The sequence below is a fragment of the Coprococcus sp. HCN-4056 genome (assembly GCF_037892645.1).
GTDB classification, from domain to species: domain Bacteria; phylum Bacillota; class Clostridia; order Lachnospirales; family Lachnospiraceae; genus Coprococcus; species Coprococcus ammoniilyticus.
This window is the reverse complement of record NZ_JBBKBL010000001.1, coordinates 1-22322: the sequence shown is the minus strand read 5'-3', so window position 1 is coordinate 22322 and position 22322 is coordinate 1. Positions and strand designations below refer to the sequence as shown.

The 22322-nt window shown below is 42.0% G+C and carries 11 protein-coding genes; 10 read left to right on the top strand and 1 reads right to left on the bottom strand.

What is annotated here, in order from left to right; all coding sequences use genetic code 11:
• The first annotated feature begins 91 nt into the window (after positions 1-91).
• The 8 genes from WKT03_RS00055 (at position 92) to WKT03_RS00020 (ending at position 10839) form a co-directional block, all read left to right on the top strand.
• Positions 92-1045 (top strand): DUF4430 domain-containing protein, encoded by a 954-nt coding sequence (locus tag WKT03_RS00055; protein ID WP_340390719.1) that lies wholly within the window; start codon positions 92-94, stop codon positions 1043-1045.
• On the top strand, positions 1038-1952 hold the full coding sequence (locus tag WKT03_RS00050; RefSeq protein ID WP_340390718.1) for an energy-coupling factor transporter transmembrane component T: 915 nt from the start codon (positions 1038-1040) through the stop codon (positions 1950-1952). The genes WKT03_RS00055 and WKT03_RS00050 overlap by 8 nt, the downstream gene beginning before the upstream one ends.
• Positions 1949-4747 carry an ECF transporter S component gene (locus WKT03_RS00045; RefSeq protein ID WP_340390717.1) on the top strand — a complete coding sequence of 933 codons (2799 nt, stop codon included), beginning with the start codon at positions 1949-1951 and terminating at the stop codon, positions 4745-4747. Before WKT03_RS00050 ends, WKT03_RS00045 begins: the two co-directional genes overlap by 4 nt.
• Positions 4740-5429 (top strand): YkgJ family cysteine cluster protein, encoded by a 690-nt coding sequence (locus WKT03_RS00040; RefSeq protein ID WP_340390716.1) that lies wholly within the window; start codon positions 4740-4742, stop codon positions 5427-5429. The genes WKT03_RS00045 and WKT03_RS00040 overlap by 8 nt, the downstream gene beginning before the upstream one ends.
• Before the next feature lie 58 nt (positions 5430-5487).
• Complete coding sequence (locus WKT03_RS00035) at positions 5488-8883, top strand: ATP-binding protein (protein ID WP_340390715.1); 3396 nt, start codon at positions 5488-5490, stop codon at positions 8881-8883.
• Positions 8880-9263 (top strand): response regulator, encoded by a 384-nt coding sequence (locus tag WKT03_RS00030; RefSeq protein WP_117822343.1) that lies wholly within the window; start codon positions 8880-8882, stop codon positions 9261-9263. Before WKT03_RS00035 ends, WKT03_RS00030 begins: the two co-directional genes overlap by 4 nt.
• A 6-nt stretch (positions 9264-9269) precedes the next feature.
• Positions 9270-9752 carry a Cys-tRNA(Pro) deacylase gene (ybaK, locus tag WKT03_RS00025; protein ID WP_021944702.1) on the top strand — a complete coding sequence of 161 codons (483 nt, stop codon included), beginning with the start codon at positions 9270-9272 and terminating at the stop codon, positions 9750-9752.
• Between the two features lie 124 nt (positions 9753-9876).
• Positions 9877-10839 (top strand): MarR family transcriptional regulator, encoded by a 963-nt coding sequence (locus WKT03_RS00020; protein ID WP_340390712.1) that lies wholly within the window; start codon positions 9877-9879, stop codon positions 10837-10839.
• A 407-nt stretch (positions 10840-11246) separates the two neighbouring features.
• Here WKT03_RS00020 and WKT03_RS00015 read toward each other — a convergent pair whose 3' ends face one another.
• Positions 11247-12236, bottom strand: a complete 990-nt coding sequence (locus WKT03_RS00015; RefSeq protein WP_182428137.1) for an acyltransferase family protein — start codon at positions 12234-12236, stop codon at positions 11247-11249.
• A gap of 244 nt (positions 12237-12480) precedes the next feature.
• On the opposite strand from WKT03_RS00015, the gene WKT03_RS00010 reads away from it, so the two are divergent.
• Positions 12481-18123, top strand: a complete 5643-nt coding sequence (locus WKT03_RS00010; protein ID WP_340390710.1) for a CDP-glycerol glycerophosphotransferase family protein — start codon at positions 12481-12483, stop codon at positions 18121-18123.
• Positions 18124-18480: 357 nt separating this feature from the next.
• A partial coding sequence (locus WKT03_RS00005) for a Spy0128 family protein (RefSeq protein WP_340390708.1) occupies positions 18481-22322 on the top strand: 3842 nt, incomplete at its 3' end.

Sequence of the window (22322 nt, the reverse complement as noted above, 5' to 3'; positions counted from 1 at the left end):
TCGGGATCGTAGAAGATGAATAAACATGCAGATGCCCGGAAAGCAGAAATTACAGGTACAATAAATACCATATGACAGAAAGCAGCAGCATATGAAGTTCATTAAAAAAAATATAAAAAAAATAATTGGTATTCTGGCGGTGGTGCTGATCCTTACCGTGGCATTCTGGTATGGTGGAAATGCACCGGGTTCCAGAGGCTTTTCCGGATTTGGAAAGCAGCATACGGAATTCCGGAATTCGACCGAGCTGGCAGAAACTGAAACCGGTCAGGAGAAAACCGGAAGGTCATCGATGACGGAATCGGAAACAACAGACGGTCAGGACGCTGATAGTCAGGATACAGACCGTACAGATGAGACATCAGAAGGAGTGGCAACAGAAGATGGACAGGATCCATATGGTCCGGATGGACAAGGCTCCTCAGGGACGACAGAGGTTCTGACCGAACAGCCAACGACGGAACAAACGACTGAAACAAAAGAACCGAAAACAACGGAACAGCCAACGACGGAAGAAGAATCGGGGCAGAATACGACAGAAGCTCCAACGACGGAACGGCCGGCGCATCAGAAACCGGAGAAGCCTGCAACAACGGAAGAACCGGAAACGACAGAGCAGAAGCCGACCGAGGAGCAGACATATACCTGCACGATATCGATTAATTGCGATAATATTCTGAAAAACTGGAATATGTTAGATAAGAGCAAGCAGTCCTGTGTACCTGCCGATGGCTGGATCCTGAAGGAAGTCGAGGTAGAATTTAAAAAGGGACAGACCGTATTTGATGTATTAAAGGATATTACGAAAAAAAAGAGTATACAGCTTGAATATTCCTTTACTGCATTATACGGAAGCTACTACATTGAGGGAATCCATAATCTGTATGAATTTGACTGCGGAGAATTATCCGGTTGGGAGTATTGTGTCAATGGGAAGTTCCCGGCATTTGGATGCTCGAAATATGTATTGAAAGATGGAGATAAGATTGAATGGAAATACACCTGTGACCTTGGAGCAGATGTAGGAAATCCATATTTTGAATAACAGACAGGAGAAACAGGTGAAGAAGATCAGAAGGGATGCATTTGCAGACAGTCATCCAATCGTGAATTTGATATATTTTATATTTGTCATCGGATTTGCAATGATGTCGCTTCATCCGGTTAGTTTAGGGATCGCTTTTTTGGGAGCGGTCTCATATTCTATCTGCCTGAATGGCAGACGGGCACTATATCAGAATCTGCGCTATATGCTGCCGGTTGTGATATTGACGGCACTCATTAATCCGGCATTCAGTCATCAGGGGGTGACGATCCTGCGGTATCTGCCGTCCGGCAATCCGCTGACGCTCGAATCTATTCTGTATGGTATAGCGGCTGCTGTAATGCTGGTGACAGTACTGTGCTGGTTCTCATCCTTCAACAGGATCATGACTTCTGATAAAATGATCTATCTGTTTGGGCGGCTGGCACCGTATCTGTCGATCGTTCTGTCTATGACGTTGAAGTTCCTGCCGGAATTTACCGCAAGGATCCGACAGGTATATCAGGCACAGAAAGCGTCAGGCTGTGTGATGTCTGGGAAATATTTTAAACGGCTTCGAACCGGTATGCGGGTGATCTCTTCGGCAGCAACCTGGGCGTTAGAACGGGCGGTCATAACAGGTGACAGTATGAAGAGCCGGGGATATGGGTTAAAAGGCAGGACAGCATATTCGTTATTTCATTTTAGAAAAAGTGATGGCTGCTGTCTGGCCGTGATTCTGGCAGCGGGAAGCTTTGTTGCGGCAGGAATGATCCAGGGCGTGATCGACTGGCAGTATTATCCGGATATAACAGGAAATGAATCAGGCGGAATGGGAACTGCGGTATTTGCAGGCTATCTGTTATTAGTAAGCCTGCCATGTGTGATGCATTTGTATCAGGAAATCCGGGAAAGGAAGAAAAGATGAAATTATATGAGATCGATAATCTGACATTTGCATATCCGGATATTGCATCGGAGAGGGATGATGTTTATCTGAAGCCGGTATTAAAGGATATCGGCCTTTCCATAGAAAAGGGCAGTTTTGTCATTGTCGCAGGTGGTTCCGGAAGTGGGAAGACGACATTGCTCAGACAGTTGAAATCCGTTTTGACACCTCGTGGAAAACGGGAAGGAACTGTCTGTTTTCAAGGGAAAAAACTTGGAGACATAGATGATCGTGTACAGACGGAGCAGATCGGATTTGTTGTACAGGATGTAGATGCACAGCTTGTAACGGATAAGGTATGGCATGAGCTTGCATTTGGGTTGGAAAGTCTTGGATATGACAATGCCTTTATTCAGAAGCGGGTAGCGGAAATGTGTTCGTTCTTTGGTCTGGATGGGATTTTTCACAAAAAGGTAAATGAATTGTCCGGCGGACAGAAGCAGTTGGTAAACCTGGCGTCAGTCATGGCAATGGCGCCCGAGGTGGTGATCTTAGATGAGCCGGCAAGCCAGTTAGATCCAATGGCAGCGAGGGAATTTTTCCAGTGCCTGTATCGTATTAACCGGGAACTTGGAACTACGGTGATCCTGACAGAACACAGACTGGAGGAAATCTGGCCGATGTGCAGCCAGTTCATTCTGATGGAAGATGGCAGAGTGATCTATGATGGAAGCATTGCAGATGGCGTGGTGCTGTTGGCACAGAATGCACCGGCAATCGAGATCCCTGCGGCATGCAGGATAGCATTTGGATTGTCTGGTTATGGAGTTTCAGACTGTCCGGTTACAGTTGCAGAGGGCAGAGAATGGCTGCGGCAGTATGATGAAGACCATGAACAGGCGATAGCAAAGGGACAGGCAGAGCGGGCGGATACACAAGGGAAAAACCAGACAGCGGAGAACGTGATCGATATTAAGGATGTATTTTTTCATTATCCATCCATGGAGAAAGAGGTATTGTCCGGACTTACCTTGTCGGTAAAGCGGCAGGAGATCCTTGCCATAAATGGTACAAATGGATGCGGAAAGTCAACATTGTTATCCCTGATCGCAGGGAACTACCGGCCGGACAGAGGCAGGATCCGGCGGGAGAAGCAACTCCGGATCGGATATCTTCCACAGGATCCCAAGCTGTTATTTACTGCAAATACAGTTGGAGAAGAACTGGGACTGATCCGCAGACATGGGACGTTTGAGGTGGCGGAGCAGGAGATTTCGAAGGAAATGATCTGGAAAAGTATTCATTTCTGTCGGCTGGAATCTGTACTGACGCAGCATCCATATGATCTATCAGGGGGAGAACAGCAGAGACTTGGACTTGCAAAGGTACTGCTTGCTGCTCCGGATGTGATACTGATGGATGAACCGACAAAGGGCATGGATGCAGCATTTAAAAAACGGTTTTCGCATATGATGAAGAAGCTTAAAGCTTCCGGACATACGATCGTGATGGTAAGTCATGATATTGAATTCTGCGCAGAAACGGCTGACAGGATCTGTCTGATCTTTGATGGCAGAGTGGCAACGGTTGCGGGAACAAACGATTATTTTTCAGGAAATGAATTCTATACGACTGCGGCAGCCAGAATAGCAAAAGGAACAATCCGGGGCGCTGTAACGGTTGGGGATATCCTGCATGCATATGGCAAAACCGGTGCATGGGATTACCCGGATGACGATATAGATGACGGAACTGTATGGACAGATGCCGGGAACAGACAGGAAAATGACGAAGTAGAGACAGAAGAAGATCGGATAGGAAGCGGCGTTCAAAGCGAGATATCAATACAGGAGAAAAAAACGGAAAAAATGTCATTTGTCCGAAAACTGGGACTTCTCCTTACAACGGTTATCATGATGTTCTGCTTTTATAAGACAATGACACAGGCGGATCTGACGCGTCTGATCGAGGATGGAGTGGTGACCGGAGAAGGTATACAATATCTGATCTTGTATGGTATATTTATATTAGCGACGGTCATATATATTCTGTTGCTGCGTCCGGTCGGAAGAAACAGGGATCAGGATATTGACCTGCGCAGAAGGAACCGGATCAGCAGAAAAAAATTGATCATAACGGTTCTTTGTATTGCAGCAGTGGCAGGAACGATCTGGTTTGGCAAGACGGTTCTGTCAGACCGGAAGTATTATTTTATTTCCCTTCTGGTTCTGATCGAAATGATGATACCATTCCTTGCAGCCTTTGAGACAAAGACACTGGGAGCACGGGATATTGTAACGGTGGCAGTTCTGTGTGCACTTGCTGCGGTCGGAAGAACAGCTTTTTTAATGATACCGAATTTTAATCCGGTTATGGCGATCGTGATCATCAGCGGGGTAGCATTTGGATGCGAAACCGGATTTGTGACCGGAGCGGTGACGATGCTGGTATCGAATATGGTATTTGGACAGGGACCGTGGACACCATGGCAGATGTTTTCGCTTGGCCTGGTTGGTTTTGCGGCGGGACTTGTATTTAATAACAGCCGGGTCAGAAGTCAGAATGTGACGAAACTTGGCCTGTGTATCTTTGGCGGCCTGTGCTGTATTCTGATCTATGGCGGTATCATGAATCCGGCATCGGTGATCATGTGGCAGCCGGCAGTGAACCTTAAGATGATCGTGGCAGCGTATGTAACCGGCTTTCCGTTTGATGTAGTACAGGGATTTGCGACGGTTCTGTTTTTGTGGATCATGGCCCGGCCATTTCTGCTGAAACTGGACCGGATCAAGATAAAATATGGAGTATTGTGTGAGGTAAAACAGCATGCTTAGAAATTGTAGTCTGGAAGAGATATCGGATGGTCGTTTATATGATCAGACGGATATGGTAAAAGCATATTGTAATGAATGTAAAGGGTGTCATGCCTGCTGTGAGGGAATGGGAAATTCCATCATCTTAGATCCGTTGGATGTGAGCAGACTGACAAAGGAGACAGGGAAGAGTTTTGAAGCTCTGCTTGCCGATACGATTGAGTTAAATGTTGTAGATGGGCTGATCCTTCCAAATATCAAGATGGTAAATGGAGCATGCACTTTTTTAAATGAAGCAGGCAGATGTGGGATCCATGCGGCAAGACCGGGATTCTGCAGACTGTTTCCGCTTGGCAGATATTATGAGGATGGCGGATTTAAATATTTCCTTCAGATCCACGAATGTGATCGGGCAGGCAAGGTGAAGGTCAAGGTATCGAAATGGATCGATACCCCGGATCTGCCGAGATATACAGAGTACATTAATGCGTGGCATGATTTTCAGAAGCAGGTGCAGGAGGCATTTGCACGGATCCGTATGCAGGACGGGGAAGAAGAAAGAAAAAATGCACGGATCAAGCAGATGTGTATGTATATTCTGAATATCATGTATGTTGCAAGATATGAGGAGAACAGGGATTTTTATGAGCAGTTTGAGATGCGATTGGAGCATCTGAAGGAACTGCTTGAGTCAGGAATCTAGCAGACAGATCCTGATCGGGAACGGTATAAATGCGGATAAGAGGCGGGGAGTGTGAACGATGGTAAAAAGAGCATATAAAAGACTGGTATTTTATATAAGTATATTTGTGATCCTTATGGCAGGCGTGATCCTGATCTTCTGTGCAAGAGAGATCCGGGAGACAACGGAACAGGTGGATGATGAGATGAACAATAATATGGATTATGCCGCCATGTCCTGTCAGAACTGTCTGTCGGATGCGGTCGATATTCTGACAGTGAATTATTTCACCGTGCAGTATATGCATGAGTCAGGACATAATATGGATGAGTTCCGTGCATATTTTACCGAACAGACCGATTATCTGAAAAATGAAGAAAGTATGCAGTATCTGGGGATTTATGGATATATTGACGGAGAACTGATGTTAAGCACTGCATGGGAACAGCCGGATGGGTATCAGGTCGAGAAACGTCCCTGGTATCAGGAGATGAAGCAGAATGGTACAGAGCTTACGATCACGACACCATATCTGGATATGAAGACGAACCGGCAGGTGGTATCCGTTGGACGTATGTTCCGGGACGGTTCGAACCTGATCGGTGTAGATGTTGATCTGGAGGAACTGTCAGATCTTCTGAAAGAGTTGGATGCAGGAACGGGTGAGATCTATATTGTTGATCAGACCGGAAGCATTATTGCAGGCGGAGAGCCTGCATATATGGGAAAGACGCTGGACAGTATGTATCACAGAACGGACGCATATGAGACTTATGTTTCAGATATTGATAAGGAACTTGCGTTGAAGACAGAAGGTACTGTCAGCTATAAAACAGACAGTGCATGGATATCTGTGAAGCCAATCCTGGATAACTGGTATGTGGTTGCGATCGTGGATAAGAATGAAGTCAGCATGCTGGCAGCAAAAAATGCGATCCCTTCTGCGGTGACACTGGCTGTTGTATTGCTGGTATTCTTTATGCTTTATATGAACCTGTTTGTTCGTGTATACCGGACGGGAAAAAAAGGCAGAGATTCGATCGAAGTTGAGAGATATGCTTCAGGTTCTGTTCTGCAGGATGATAAACGGGTGAAAAAGGTTGTGTTTTATGTATATATCCTTTTTGCCACATATTTTATCATGATGTTTTATCGGTTTCAGAAAGCCCCGATGTTTATTATCATGACATTGGCAACTATGTTGGTCAGCTTTCTTGTGACTTTTATCAGAAAGACTACGGTAAAGATACATGGATTATGTATGTCGGGCTGCCTGTTCGCGATCGTTGCGATGTACGGACTGATTCCGGGTGAACATAACCGCCTGACTGATATGTTTCTTGCGGCAGCTGTTGTTGTGTCATTGTACCAGAAGATGGAACTGAATATATTTATGCTGATCAGTACCATTGTTTATTATTTGTATATGGTTCTTGCCGGTCGCTATATATCACAGACAGGTTCATTCGATGTCAGCGAGACGATTTTGGATCTGCTTATCATATTGATTGGCAGTCTGATGCTTCTTGTGGTGATCGCATGGAACAAGCAGCTTCAGGTTCGTTTGAAACAGAAGGCAGAAGAAGCAGAGACTGCGGCGAACAGCAAATCTGCATTTCTTGCAAACATTTCACATGAGATCCGGACTCCGTTAAATGCGATCCTGGGTATGAATGAACTGGTGCTCCGGGAGAGCAGACAGCCACATATCAAGGAATATGCCATGTATATCAAGAATTCCGGTAAATCGTTGCTTACGATCATCAGTGATATTCTGGATCTGTCCAAGATCGAATCCGGAAAGGTATATCTGGTGAACGAGAACTATTCACTGAGCAGCCTTGTAGAGGATGTCGAACGATCCATCCAGAAGCGTATTATGGAAAAAGGGCTGGAACTTAAGATCTATGTAGAACCGGAGCTGCATGAGAATCTGAAGGGTGATGAGGTGCGTATCAAACAGATTATCATGAACCTTTTAACAAATGCAGTAAAATATACAGAAAAGGGTGAAGTTCGTCTCTATATCACAGGAACCGTTGTGGATAATAAACAGGACCTGACGATTGAAGTTTCCGATACTGGAATTGGTATGCGGAGTGAGGATATGGATAAGCTGTTTACAAATTTTGAACGACTGGATCTGAAGAGGAACCGCTCAGTTGAAGGTACTGGACTGGGACTTCCGATCACCAAGAATCTGCTGGTTGCAATGGGTGGAGATATTACAGTCAGCAGTGTATATGGTGAAGGTTCCACGTTTACGGCAACGGTTGGACAGGAGATCGTAAATGAAGAACAGATCGGGGATTACAGAAAGAAATACAAAGAAAAGCTTCATCATGAGGTTCGTTATCATGAGTCCTTCCATGCAGAGGATGCCCGGATCCTGGTTGTAGATGATAATGAGGTTAATCTGAAGATCGTGGTCGGACTTGCAAAGAATACAAAACTTCAGATCGATACGGCACTTAGTGCGGCGGAAGGCCTGAAGCTGATTCGCCAGCATTCCTATCAGCTTCTGCTGATCGATCATATGATGCCGGAGATGGATGGAATCGAGATGCTCCAGCATGTGAAGACCATGGATGGCGGTATCTATAAGGATATTCCGGCAGTTGCGATCACGGCAAATGCATTATCGGGTGCAAAGCAGACTTATCTGGATGCCGGTTTCTGCGGATATCTGTCGAAACCGATCGATCCGGAACGCTTTGAACAGATCATAAAAGATAATCTTCCGCAGGAATATGTAACGGAATGTGGAGATGGGAATGGAGATACTGCCACAGAAGGACAGGAAACAGACGGCACATCGGATCCAAAGCAGGAAGAAGAATGGAGCATACCGGGAATTGATATCGCGAAAGCCTTATCCTATATTGGCGGAAGCAGAGAACTGTATATCAGTCTGCTGCAGACTTATCTGGATGGAAGTGAAGAACGGATCCGGAAGCTTGAAGAATGTAAGAACAAAGAAGACATCTTTAATTATGATATAACGATCCATGGTCTGAAGGGAATATCCGCAAGCATTGGTGCAGATTCTATGGCGATAGCCGCTGCAGGGCTGGAAGAAGCCTGTAAGGATCCACAGACGGCAATGACGTACATTCAGATGAATCATGACCAGGTAGTAAGCCGGTACCGGGAGCTTCTGGAGCAGATAAAAAAATGGCTTGCGAATATAGAAACAGATGGTAAAATAGAAAAAGAAGCGGTCACAAATATAACGGAGATGCTTACGATCATCAGTGATTTAAAAACTGCTGTTTTTGAGTATAAAGAGAAAGCTGCATGCACCTGTCTGGAACGATTGTACAAGACAGAGATACCGGAGTTAGCAGATGAAATGGGTGCAAAGTATTATGGAATACTCGATAAGCTGTATCAGTATGTTTCGGATTATGATATGGATAAAGCTTATGAACTGGCAGAAAAACTGGAAACGGATATTAGGAGGATACTTAAGTGAAACGAACAGTATTGGTTATAGATGATGATAAGATGATACTTGATATGATCCAGGGAATCCTGGAGGACAAATTTGAAGTATCAGCCGTGAATGATGGACAGAAGGCGTTCCGTGTCCTGGAACGGATTCATCCGGATGTCATCCTGCTTGATCTGAAGATGCCGGGTATGGATGGATATGATGTGATATCCAGACTGAAAGTAAATCAGGAATATAAGAGTATTCCGGTTATTTTCCTGACGGCAGTTACAGACGAGTATTCAGAGACAAAATGCTTTGAAGCAGGAGCGGAAGACTACATCTGTAAACCATTTACAGCGAATGCATTAACAGCACGGCTCGAACGTGTTCTGAATATTCATGAGTGTGTAAGGATATAAGAAACGATGGGAAAAGAGACAAAGACAAATGCGATGCGGATTCTCGATCGTATGAAGATTCCGTATACGCTCAATCAATATAACTGTGAAGAGTTCATTGATGGTGTGCATATTGCAGATATGCTCGGACAGAGTTATGAGGAGAGCTTTAAGACGATCGTAACAGTTGGAAAGAGTCAGGGCTATTATGTATTTGCATTACCGATCGACAAAGAGATCGATCTGAAAAAAGCAGCCAGAGTGGTTGGCGAGAAGAACCTGGAACTGCTTCCGGTGAAAGATATTAACAAGGTTACCGGCTATATCCGTGGCGGCTGTACACCGATCGGCATGAAGAAAGCATATCCGACCGTGATCCATGAAAGTGCGGAAACACTTCCTCAGATGATCGTATCCGGTGGACGCCTGGGTGAACAGATCATGCTGAAACCGGATGATCTGCTTCGTGCGGTGAATGGCAGGTATGCGGATATTATTTCGGAGAAATAAAAAAATATCGGATAAAGAAAAAGAACGGGTTGTTATGACCTGTTCTTTTTAATTACAAAAAACTTGAATAATAACTAATAAAATGTTATTTTATATAAAAATATGTTACTAAAGGAGGCACTTTATGATAAATACAATGAATCAAATGTTTGGAACTGATTTTGAAATGAAAAAAATTGAAAAAATAAAGGGACTTCCGGTTTATATGCTGTCCCAAAGAAGCATTTACGAGGTATTGGATAAAGAAAATGCATTTATATTAGTTAAATTAGCAGATTCTGAAAAATTTGGCGTAATTGCTTTAAAAAAACAGCAAATGCAATATGAAGAAAAGACAAATCTGCCTGTTGCTTATTGGTTTGGAAATATTACCAGAGCTCAGCGGGATGCACTTATTGGGCATCGGATTCCTTTTGTGGCGGATGATAAACAGATGTACCTTCCATTTTTGGGAATCGCAATACACAATTCATTCAGGAAAAAGAAAGAAATAAAAACCGAAAAAATGATGCCTGTTACACAGAGCTTATTTTTGTATTTAATATACGAGTGCAAAAATAAGAAAATTATGAAAAAACAGGCTGCAGAATATCTGAATGTTACAAAGACATCGATTACAAGAGCCAGTGAACAACTAGAAAAGATGGGACTGATATGTCAGAAAACAGATGGAAAAGAATGTTATATGTGGACCGAGGATAGTGGCTATCAATTATTTATAAAAGCAAAACGATATCTGATCAATCCGGTGCAGAAGTCGTTTGTAGTAGAGAATCTGAATCAGTTTACCGACATGCCTGTATCAGGCGAAAGCGCTCTTTCTAATTATTCGATGTTGAATCCTTCGGTTATTGAAAGTGTTGCCATTGATAAATCTATGGCAAAAGAATATACATTTAAAAAAATAGATGAAAGATGGGAAGATAATAAGGATATGATAAGAATTGAATTTTGGAAATATAATCCTGATCGGTTTTCAAAAAATGGCATGGTAGATCCTATATCTTTATGTATGTCTTTATCAGATGTAGAAGATGAAAGAGTTGAAGGCTCGATTGAAGAAATGTTGGAGGAATATGCATGGTAGTTGGGATAGATACATTTCGGGAGAAATTAAGGCATATGTAGATTGTTATACAATTATTGGAGGAACAGCTTGCGATATTATTAAATGATGATTTTTATAATTTTATGTTACAGGGACGTAAGATTATAAATGACATATGTGTTCTGGGAGCAGAATATCTGATACCTTTTAAGATGTATGCCTGGTTAGACTTGAAAAATAAAAAACAAAACGGTGAGCATGTAAATGAGAAAGATTTGAAGAAACATAAATATAAAGAAGAGGCAATTACAATTCTTCATGAGTTATATTCGGTATAAAAATATATTATATATGAATACATAATAAGGAAAATAATATTTGTATAGAAAAAGGAGAATGAGTATCGAAAACTCATTCTCCTTTTAAAATCTAAAATTCAGATCCTGTTATTTTGCATGATGAATAGCGGGTATGCGGATCTTGGTGATAAGATTTGTCAGGCGGTTTAAAATCAGCGCCAGTACGATGGATATAGCAACCATGATCAGTTCGTATCGTCCATAACAGGTATGGTAGCCGTAATCTCTCATAATGCCTCGTACAGTAACGTGCGTCAGATATAATTCCAGGGAATATTTGCCAAACCACTCAAAAAACTTTTTTATGCAGTTATGTAATTTCTCAAAACGCTTCAATTTACCAAATAGAATTGCAATTAAGATACATGCACTGATATTAAGAAAAGCAGCAGAATATCGCGCAAATATAATTTTGCTGCCCTTCCGAAATTGGATTGCGAATAAAGATAAAAGCATCAAACCATATGTACCATAGGATATAGGGCGCTTTTCATAGGAGTATTTACCAATAAAGCAGCCAAGACAGAAAAATGGAATACGTAATAAAGCCAGATTGATATTGCTGAAAAAGCCTTTATTTGATAATTGGACTACTATGGCTATCATAGTGAAAAATGTGAAAAGATTGATCAGACGCATTTGTTCGGATTCTTCATCTGGCGCTTTATCCAATACCCGGAATATGAATGGAAAAATAAGATAACAAAAGCATATTAACAGGATATACCAGAACCATGCCATTCCCCGTGTAAAAAATGAATAGAAAAATATATCAGAAAAAAATGCCTTTATTCCTGTTTTTTCAAAGAAAAGATCATTCCAGCAAAGAGCGGGTATAGATACCAGAAAATATGGAATCAGGATTTTGGTAAATCTCCGCTTATAAAACTGGGAAATATCCGGATGCTTTTTCATTGCGTAGTACAAACCAAAACCGGATAAGAAAAGAAAACCGTCTACACTTGAACTGGTGATATAGTTACGGAAAAATTCTACCCATCCGTTTTTGTGGACGTGATAGATGCCACAGTCCTCCACATAATGAAATACTATAATGCATATAATAGATATTCCCATCAGAACACCACGGTAATCGGAGATGATATCCCATGTGTTTTTCTTTTTTGTTGTAATTGTTTTCATAGATAAAACCCTCTTTAATATATTTTTAAGTCAAATAAGTAAAAATAATCATACAGCAAAAAAAGCGACTTGTACATAGGTGGAATCTTAATAAATATAACAGGTACTTGTATGCAACAGGGATATGATTTATAATAAATTCAATTATGTTTACAAATAATAGAGGAGTTAGGAAGAGATGCGTTTAAGCGGATTGAAAAAGTTTTTTAGTAGAGATACAGATAAAAAAGATGAAAAACTTGAAATAGAGATTAAAACAGAAGAACGGGATATAGAGCAGGAAAAACAGGCACTGGAGCAGGAACGCCTGGAGGAAAAGGAACGTCAGCAGGCATTGATCGATGAGGAAAATGAGAGAGAGGTAGCAGAGGTTCACCAGATCTGCGCGGGAAAAGAAAAGGACAAGGTATGGGCGTTCTGTGCCGGACAGTACAGTAATGATTTTCGGGGGAATCCAAAATATCTGTTTTTGTATATCAATAATTATAGAAAAGATATTGTTCCATACTGGCTGTGTGATGATGTAGAACTGATCGAGATGATCCGTGGTATGGGCTTTCATGCATATCGCATGGGAACACCTCAGGCAGAAACGATCATCAGCTATACCGGCGTACTGGTTTCTGAGCAGGTAAAGGCATTTATTCCGGATGGACTGGAACAAGCAAAGTATCTGAATCTCTGGCACGGTGTTGGCGGTGTAAAGGTTGTAGAGCGTAAGATCAAAGAAGGACGTTTACTGCCGGAACTTGCAAAGAAATATATTGCAAGAAATGAATATTATCGTACCTATGAATTATATCTGGCACCATCTGCATTTATCGAGAATATAGCAAAGGCGGAGCTTGGATTAACGGAGAAGCAGATCGTAAGAGCCGGATATCCAAGATGCCTGTATCAAGCGAATTATAAGAAGATTGAAACATATGATCATGATCTGATCGGACAGAAGGGGCTTCCGGAGGATACCAAGATTGTTGCATATACACCAACGTATCGGAATAATCCGGATGGTGAGCTGTTCTCCAAGGCAATTCCGGATATTGACCGTATCATAGAGGTATGTGAGAAAGAGCATCTGTTGATGATATTTAAGATGCATCCGCTGCTTGAAAAGGAACAGGGCTTCCTCTGGGCAAAGCAGAGATATGCAGATTGTAAATGGCTTTTGTTCTGGGATAACACCAATGATTTCTATGAGATCTTGGATAAGATCGATCTGTGTATCATGGATTATTCCTCTATATTTACAGATTTTATTGCGGCAGGCTGCAAGCATTTCCTGCGGTATGCGTTTGACTTTGACAATGACGATCTGGATTTCCCGATGGATTATGATGAGGTTACACCGGGCCGAAAATGTAAGAATTTTGATGAATTGGTTCAGGCACTTTCGGAATATGAGAAAGACGACATCAGCGATAGTCTGGATCGGATCAGTAAGCTGTACTGGGAGTATTCTACTTCAGACAGTATGGATAAGATCATTGACAGCACGATCGCATTTGTACCGGAGAAGGTAGAGCTTCCAACTCTGTATAGCTTTGATATCTTTGATACGCTGTTTTCCAGAAAGGTACTCGATCCGGTTGGCATCTTCTACTATGTACAGGAAAAAATGCAGGAGGATGGAGGGTTCCCAAGAGCGCTTGTTCTGAATTATCCATCGATCCGTAAAACATCAGAAGCAAATGTAAGAGAATATTATAATAAATCAATTGCACTTCGTGAATCAGAAAAGGTTGAGATTCAGTTTGATGAGATCTTTGCCCGTATGGCATCCGTATATAATCTGACAGATGAGCAGGTACAGAAGCTAAAGGCTTGGGAGCTGGAATGTGAATATGACAATGTAATCCCGTTGCCGGAGCAGATCGATATGATTAAGAAATATCTGGCACAGAAAGATACGGTTATTCTGGTCAGTGATATGTATCTGCCGAAGGATGTGATCCTTGAGATGCTCCGCAGAGCGGAGCCGATGTTAACAGAACTGCCACTGTATCTGTCCTGTGAATATGGAGTCCAGAAGGTATCACAGCAGTTATTCTTTGAAGTATTTGCAAGTTTTGAACCATATTATGATTTTAAGAAGTGGGTTCATTATGGTGATAATCCGATTGCCGATCACAATCCGCCAAGAAAGATTGGAATCGAAGTAAGACAGGTTGCAAAACCGGAATTTTCCGATATTCAGACACAGTTGGTAGAACAGCTTGGAACGTATGATTCCTATCTGGTGGCTGCACTTCAGACCAGAATGGCTGCAAAGGCAGTATATACAAGAGATGAATTTGTATCCACATTCGTGACGATCTGCATGGTTCCATATGTAGACTGGGCGCTTCGGGATGCAATCAGAAGAGGATATCAGACGTTATATTTCATTTCCCGTGACGGACATCCATTAAAACGGATCGCAGATGCGATCATTGAGGCGCGGGGACTTAACGTAAAGACAAAATACATCTATGCATCCAGAAGAACATGGAGAATCCCTTCTTTTATCCATGAGGTTGACCGTGAATTCTGGGAGCCATATGGCAGTTTTGGAAATATCACTTCTAAGGACAAGCTGTTAAAAGCAATGGATCTGACGGACCGTCAGTTCCGTAAGTTTTTCCCGGCGGTTGTTTTGGATGGAGTTAATTTTACAGATAAGAAAGTATTAAATGGTCTGATCGACATATTTAAAAAGTCTGAAAGCTATAATCAATATTTGATGAAAAAGGGAGCAGAAGAACGTGTACTTGTCAGCAGATATCTGGAGCAGGAGATTGACCGGACAGAGAAATTTGCCTTTGTGGAATACTGGGGCAGAGGTTATACACAGGACTGCTTTGTCAGACTGTGGCATGATATTGTAGGGGAAGAAGTGGATGTACCTTACTATTACAGTAGAACGGTACTTCCGACGATTGGTCATTCCGTACGATATAATTTCACGACCAATAATACGGCACAGTTTTTTATGGAAGGTATCTTTGCCAATATGCCATATAAGAGTATTGAGAAATACCAGGTTGTAGATGGTAAGGTAGAACCGGTCATTGTTCCGGTTCCACACGATACGAGCCTGTTTGACTCCATGCAGAGACTTCTTCCGGAATTTGCATATCAGTATGCGAAGCTTCCACTTCATACACCGGAAGATACAGACCGGATGCTGTATGAATTTGCATTGAATTATTATAGAAATAATCTGGAAAATGAGGAATTTGCTGAGCAGATCGGTGGGCTGGTAGATTCGATTTCCCTCTATGGTAAGAAGCGTGAATTTGCACCGCCATTTACCATGAAGATGTTAGACAGCTTTGCGTCGAAGGAGAAAACCCGTGGAATGGGAAGTGTTACGACGAGTATCACCATGTCTGTAACCCGTGCTTCGGAAGAAGTAAAGAGACGGTATTTTGAGATGTACCAGATCATGCCGGGTGATGGATATGCTTCCGGCAGACTGTTATCAGAAGGAGAACTGGAAGAGAACAGAAAATACAAAGAGAAATACGAAGAGATCAAGGAGCGTGCAGAGCGATTTGCCGAATTATATGACGAGGCATCGGATGTATACGGTATTGAGAACAAGATCGTATTTGTAACAAATGCGAAGAATTTTACATCCGGATATCTTGGCAAGATGGCAGAAATGATGAAAGCACATAAGGAATTTTCGGTTGTTTTGCTTCGTATGGGTAACACCAAAAAGACGGATGAAGAGATTGCAGCGATTGTTGCATCTGCAAGATACATTATTGTTCCGGCAGCGATCCACCTGTTCTGCCGGACATCCTTCAGAATGGGAACAGATATGATCATGCTTCGTGATAATGCATTTAACCTTTATAATCAGGGGTATGAGGTTCGCTATTTCCTCAAATGGAAGCAGAAATATTTTGATTATGTCCTGAATAATGATACGGATATCCTTCAGGTTCCATCGGAACATCAGAGAGCGGAATTTGATAAGCAGTTCTCGCCAAAGGAAATGGATCGGGAAGTTCTGTATGGAAACTGCAGTACGGATATGTATTTTGATAAGGACTTCATCAGTGAGGCAAAACAGAAGCTGCAGGATCTTTTCCCGGAGACAGCAGACAGAAAGGTTATCCTGTACATGCCAACGCTTCGTAGAGTGAATTCCAGCAGCATATGGGCGAGAATCTTCAATATGCAGGCATTAAGCAAACTGATCGGTGATAAGTACTGTGTGGTTGTCAGCCTGAATGCGATCCAGAGCAAGAATGGATTTAAGAATGAACTGGAAGTAGAAGGCTTCAGTAAATGTATTAACAAGAACAATGGTATGACGATCCGTGCCTTAATGGTAGCAAGTGATGTGATCGTAGGTGATTACAGAGATTCCTTCTTTGAGACAACGATTCTGCGTAAGCCGGCATATTCGACCGCCTATGATTATGAGAAGATCATCAAGGGGCTGAATATGTCCCTGCATGCAAATGCATTTGATCAGAACCTGTTCTGCCCGATCGTCAGAACCGAACAGGAGCTTGCGGATCAGTTGAAGCAGATCGATCACTATGATTATCAGAAGATGGATCAGTTCCGGGAGAAGATGTTTGCAAACTGCGACGGACATTCCATGGAGCGTGTGCGTGATTATCTGCTTGCACATTACAAGGATTACGATAATCTGGTTACAAAGGATGAGCAGAAAAAGAATAAAGAATTTTATGAGAAATATCAGGAGCTGAAGAAGGTTGCGGATGAATTTGCAGAGGCATATGAGCTGGTCGTTCCGGAAACGGATATTGTAGATCAGATCGTTCTGTTATCTGAAAGAGCACTCACAAAGAATGATCCATTGTTCCAGTTGAAGGAATATCTGAAGGAACAGAAGATCTCCTGTAAGGTATTAATGCTGGATCAGAAAAAGAAGGATCTTCTGCTATTAGCAAGGGAGCTTGCAACAGCAAGATATATTGTGACTTCAAAACCTGTTTCGATCCTGTGTCGCTGTGAACTTCGGGAGAAAACAGAGCAGATTATGTTGCCGGAGCTTGCATTTTCATTATATAAGAAAGAACTTCAGGCTGTTGATGAGATCAGGTGGAAGAGAAAGGGTGCGCATCTTGCTGCACAGAATCCGGTTTCGGTGCTTCAGATTCCGTCTGAAGGACAGGAAGATCTGTTCCGTAAGACCTATTCCGGAAATGGAAATGTTTATTGTGGACTGAAGGGAAGCTGCAATACGGATCAGTATTTTGACCAGAAGCTGATAGAGGAATCCAGAAATGCACTTATGAAGTTGATACCGGAACTGAATGGACGTAAGATCATTCTGTATATGCCAAGCTGGAGAAAAGATAAAGAAACCAGAAAGACGGCGATGCTTTCTCTGAGCAAAATGCAGACAGCGCTTCAGGATAAGTACATGGTTGTGCTTCATTTTGATCAGGCAGTTCAGAAGGAAAAGAACCTGAAACAGTACGAGATCCCTGGTTTCTGCAAGGTGCTCGAAAAAGAGATTCCGGCACGAAGACTGCTGATGGCAGCCGATGTGATCGTAGGAGATTACAGTGCTTTATTCTTTGAGAGTGTGCTGCTTGGAAAACCGATGTATTCATCTGCATATGATTATGAGACATTTATAGAAAAAGACAGCATTCAGATGACAGCAGAAGAATTTGCAAATGAAATGTTCTGTCCGATCGTGAAGTCTGCAGAAGATCTGGTGAATGAGATCCGACAGATTGAATCATATGATTATCAGAAGCTGGAAGTATTTAGAAAAGATGTATTTGCTGACTGCGATGGTAATTCAGTCAGACGAGTTGCAGAATATCTGCAGCAACAGAGATAGAAAATGTGACAACAATACAGGAGCCGTTCCCGATTATGGGGAGCGGCTCTTTTTACTTTATAGGAAAGTTTGTCTTATAAAGTAAAAAACTTCAGAAATTTGTTATGCGAAGAGAGCGTTTCTTTACGGAATAAACGAAATATGGGATTCCTGTTTATATTTATAAAGAATTAAGGCGAAAATATATTGAAATGAAGATCCGGTTGTGTATAATATTAAGTATCTATATTCAGGTATAGTAGTTTTCTGCGCTCAAAATTAAAGAGGTGCGTATAATAATATATCTGAAGGAAGCAACAAAAGAGCAAAGAACAACAAAGAAAAAGTGAACAAGAACAACAAATGGAGGTAAAGAGAATGGGAAGGAAAAGCAAAAAAGTAGTTGCGCTTTTACTGGCATTGCTCATGGTCTTCTCAGTTTGTTCACCAATCAGTGGTGGAGCAGGTCTTGGAAGTACCAGTGCAAAAGCTGGAAACAGTGCACAGCCAGCAACGGCATCGGATGCGGAGGAAAGTGAGAAAGGAATCACGCCCTTGGCAAATCCGGATGGCTTGACGCTTAGTGATTTCACGATCAAGGTGAATGGAACTACGGTTTCAGACGATTCCAATGTTAAGAATGGTGATAAGGTTGGAGTTTCATTCAAATGGGCAATCGCAAATAATTCCAGACTTAAGAGTTTTAATGTAGATCTGGCAGCACAGGGAATTACGATTAATGATTATGCAGAAACAGAATTGTATGATGAAACCGGTGTTGATGTTGGTACCTGGTATATTCAGGACGGAAAATGTTATATTACATTAAAAGATGAATTCCTGGATGAAAGTGAGATCAATGGATGGGCAAATATTGATGGCTCTGTTGATTTTGCAGATACTGATCTGGATACAGAGAATAAAGGAACGATCAAGATCGGAGATGCCAGCTTTACGGTCAATGTTGATCTGAATGAGTCAGAAAGCTATGCAGGCTCCAACAAGAGCAAGGGTACTGTAACATGGAATCCGGATGGTTCTATCACACAGTCCTATGAAGTAACGGTCACAGCATATAATGGCAAGGTTACGCTTGGGGATGCAACAGAGACGATGGGTTCTGCGCTTACGAATATATCAAATATACAGGTAAACGGAACCGGTTACACAAGCTGGTCAGATGCACAGGCAGCAATGTCAGGCATGGTTCTTGATTCGAAGGATGAATCAGCAAAAACAGCGAAGATCATCTATGATGTAACAGTCAGTGCAGCAGATGTAAAGCAGGCATTTGCGGAAGGTGATGTGAATATCTTCGACAATAAGTTCTCAGTAAAATATAAGACGAATAAGGACAATGACAAGGATACAGGCAGTGTTACAACAGGGCTTAATATCAGAAAACCATCGTTGTCCAAGAACGGAACCTGGAACACGGATGCATCCGGCAAGAAGACATCGATCACATGGACAGTTGAGCTTCAGTTGGGAGATCTGACAAAGGATCCAACCTTTGATATTAATAACGTAGCGATCAAGGATACATTAGGACAGTATCTTACAGCTTCCGGTCTTCCGGCAGGGGTAAGCCTTGCTGATCTGAAGCTTAGTGACTTTACCAAGAATGGTGATACATACAAATTCACATATACAACGGATGTAGCAGATACTGCCTTGGATTCTGCACTTCCGACAGTGCTTACAAATGATGTAGATGTAGATTTTGATGGAACGAAATATAAAAAGACCGGTACCATGCAGACAGATGGCAAGGGTATTCTGGATAAGGAATTTGTAAAAGCAAATGCAGATGGTACATTAACATGGAAGATATCGATCAATATACCTGCATCAGATACGATCACAGAAGTGTCATTAAATGAATCCGATAAATCAAATGGAAGCTGGCAGTCATTTGTGTCTAATGTGGATATTGAGGGAACAAATGTCATCAACAATGGTTCTCTGGTAGCCGGAAATGGAATTGTAGCTTCTGTCACGAAAGCAGATCAGTGGGGTATCCAGTTCCGATTTGATGATGCGTATATCGCATCAAAGAAGGGACAGGTTATAGAGGTTACAATTATTACCAAGCCGGAAAATCTTACAGATGGGGCAAATTTTATTAACCATGCAAATCTGACTTATAAGGATAAGAATGATACAAAGTTCTCTGCGGATGCAGAAGCAAATTATAAATATACAAATAGTCTGGATAAGACAGGAACGGTCAGCACAACAAAACTGAATACGATCGATTATTCGTTATCTATTAATTTATCTGAGATTTCCGATGATCTGAAGGTTGGCGATGTGATCACAGTTACTGATACGTTGCCTGATACGCTGCAGTTTAATGATGATGCTGAGCTGCAGCTGAAAAAATGGGCAAACCAGTGGTATTCACAGGCAGATGGCAGTGCAGCAGCCATCACGGGAAGCATCAGCGGACATACGATCACATACTCGATCCCTGTTACACAGCAGATATTGGATGGTATAGCAGATGTAGCATCGAATACTTCATTTACCAAGTATGTGGCAGAGATTACATATTCTGCATCGGTAGCAGATGATATATTAACAGATTATGTTAAGAATGGAGCATCGATCAATGTTACAAATAATGCAGAGGTTTCCTACAACGGAGAATCCAAGGGAAGCAGCTCCACAACAAATACGATCACACCTGGAGATACAGTCAAGAAGTCAGGTGTATATATTCTGGAACAGAAGAAGAACAACGGCGAATTAACATCTGTCAAAGATCAGGTTGTAGAATATACCGTATATGTCAATACAAATGCGGCTAAGCTTGCAAATGGAGGTACGATCCATGCAGAAGATACAATGGGAAGTGCCTTGTTGTTCCAGGCAGACTCTCTCCATGTCTATGCATATAATGGAGACGGTAATCCGGAAAAGGATGCTTCCAACTGGACAGATATCACATCAAACTGTGCATACTCCTATGATGCAGGAAGCAGAACAGTAAAGATGAATCTGCCGGATGGCAAAGCATTAAAGCTTGTATACCGTGCAGAAGTGAATCAGGTGGTTGGAGGAAAGCTGGATGCATCAAATGCATCAAACAGCTTCAGCCTTACAGGTTACACAGGCTCAAAGGGATCAACAAGTTCAACTATTTCAACAACTGTTCAGGAGCCACATGCGGGCGTAGAATCAATATATGGTTCTATTACATTATATAAATATTGGACAAATGGCAACAATCAGATGCAGATGTTAAATGGTTCAGTATTTGCATTATATAAATGTAAGACAAATGCTGCAGGCGAATGGATAAAAGATATTGAGCCTGCTCCGGTTATGAGTAATATCTCATTAGGCGCAGATGGAACTAAGGAAATCAACAGACTTCCATATGATCAGGTATTTGCATTGTATGAAAAGACGGCGGATGATGGTTTCTCTGTTCAGAAGGAGCCATATTACTTCATGGTCAGCAAGAGTAGCAGTGATGTCGTAGCTCCAAGCTGGGTTGATCAGCGGTTTAACAGCGGATATCTGTATTATGAGAACAAGCCGGGCAGCTTTACAGTAGAGAAAACGGTAGATGGAGATATAGATTCTCTGCAGAGCTATGAAGAATTTACATTTGATCTGATGGAGATCAATGCTCCAAGTATGGCGGACGGAAAAGTAGTATACAGTGGAAAATCAGGCGGTGTCAACAGACAGACCACCTCCAGCAAAACGACCGGTGCCGGAAGCTTTGGTGAGATTCAATATACAACAGCAGATATAGGAAAGACCTTCTATTATAAGGTGTCAGAGCAGAAGGGCTCTGTCGATGGAATGACTTACGACACTTCTTTCTATATTATATCTCTTGATGTTGATGCAAATGCAGCCCAGGGTATTTATACGAAGAATGTGTCAGTTAAGAAATATAAATCGGATGGTACGCCGATTGCAGGAACTTATTCTGCAAGTGCCTTAGGATTTGACAATTCAACTGCACCACAGAAGGGCGATCTGAAGCTTGAAAAGATAGTAAGCGGTGATTATACACCAACAGCGGGAACAGTCTATAAGGTTTCAGTAAAAAATAAGGCAACAAACAAGTATTACGATAAGGACAGCAAAGAAAGTACTTCTCAGGTATATATCGAAGTACCGGCAAATGGAGAAGTAACGATCAAGGATCTTCCAATTGGAGATTATACAATAGCTGAGAATGAAACGGATGCAGCAAA

Coding starts and splice junctions, on each gene's coding strand:
- WKT03_RS00015 (WP_182428137.1), bottom strand. CDS start 12,236: ATGGGAATATCTATTATATGCATTATAGTATTTCATTATGTGGAGGAC.
- WKT03_RS00010 (WP_340390710.1), top strand. CDS start 12,481: ATGCGTTTAAGCGGATTGAAAAAGTTTTTTAGTAGAGATACAGATAAA.
- ybaK (WP_021944702.1), top strand. CDS start 9,270: ATGGGAAAAGAGACAAAGACAAATGCGATGCGGATTCTCGATCGTATG.
- WKT03_RS00045 (WP_340390717.1), top strand. CDS start 1,949: ATGAAATTATATGAGATCGATAATCTGACATTTGCATATCCGGATATT.
- WKT03_RS00020 (WP_340390712.1), top strand. CDS start 9,877: ATGATAAATACAATGAATCAAATGTTTGGAACTGATTTTGAAATGAAA.
- WKT03_RS00055 (WP_340390719.1), top strand. CDS start 92: ATGAAGTTCATTAAAAAAAATATAAAAAAAATAATTGGTATTCTGGCG.
- WKT03_RS00035 (WP_340390715.1), top strand. CDS start 5,488: ATGGTAAAAAGAGCATATAAAAGACTGGTATTTTATATAAGTATATTT.
- WKT03_RS00040 (WP_340390716.1), top strand. CDS start 4,740: ATGCTTAGAAATTGTAGTCTGGAAGAGATATCGGATGGTCGTTTATAT.